Origin of the sequence: Xenorhabdus sp. TS4, from assembly GCF_014467265.1 — a bacterium.
Lineage (GTDB): Bacteria > Pseudomonadota > Gammaproteobacteria > Enterobacterales > Enterobacteriaceae > Xenorhabdus > Xenorhabdus ehlersii.
The window spans coordinates 1-887 of record NZ_NKHQ01000032.1; the positions used below are offsets into that span (position 1 = coordinate 1).

1 protein-coding gene is annotated in these 887 nt (G+C 42.6%); it reads left to right on the top strand.

Going from position 1 to position 887, the window contains the following annotated elements; translation table 11 throughout:
• The first annotated feature begins 93 nt into the window (after window positions 1–93).
• The gene (locus Xets_RS12675; protein WP_187651788.1) at window positions 94–855 is read left to right on the top strand and encodes an IS5 family transposase; all 762 of its coding nucleotides are present in this window, start codon (window positions 94–96) and stop codon (window positions 853–855) included.
• The last annotated feature ends 32 nt before the right edge of the window (window positions 856–887 follow it).

Consider the following 887-nt stretch of genomic DNA (forward strand, 5'->3'; position numbering starts at 1 on the left):
CTAGGGGCTGTGGACGTTTTGTGACGGGAATTTGAACGGCATGATGATCTGGTATCATTGTTTTCGCCAAAAAACGGTTACCGTGAGAACATCATGCCAAGAACTATGTTACCAGCTTCTTTGCGGAATAAGCTATTTTTATTCATGCAACAAAATGGACTTGTCTACAACAAAGAAGAGCATCACCTCACTTTCGAAGGTATTCTTTACCGCATGAGAACGGGGATCCCATGGCGGGACTTGCCTGACGAATTTGGAAAATGGAACACCGTCTTTCGACGTTTTAATGCCTGGTCAAAAAAAGGCATTTTTAATTTATTATTCAAAATGTTGTCTGAATATACGGATACCGAATGGTTGTTTATTGATGGCAGTATTATACGGGTGCATCAACATAGTTCGGGAGCCGCCACAAAGGAAGATGAAGCCATTGGAAAAAGCCGTGGGGGACTCTCAACTAAAATTCACTTAGCCGTAGACAGTTACGGCTTACCTGTGCATTTTGAGCTTTCCGGTGGTCAAGCCCATGATATTGTTCATGCTGAAAGCCTCATCGTACAATCTCCGGCCTCAGATTTTGTGATTGCAGATAAGGGTTACGATAGCGAAGCCTTCCGAGAAATCGTCAAACGAGAAGGAGCGACCCCCGTTATTCCCTACCGGAAAAACAGCCGAAGATTGAATAAGAAGATTGATAACGGTTTATACCGTTATCGTCATTTAGTGGAAAATGCGTTCGCCAGAATTAAACATTTTAGAGCAATAGCAATAAGATACGATAAATTAGCACGAAATTACGCCAGTATGTTGGCACTGGCGTTTATCATTGTCTGGCTGCCAATGTGGGGAGAATAAATGATGAACACAAAACGTCAACAGACCCTAGT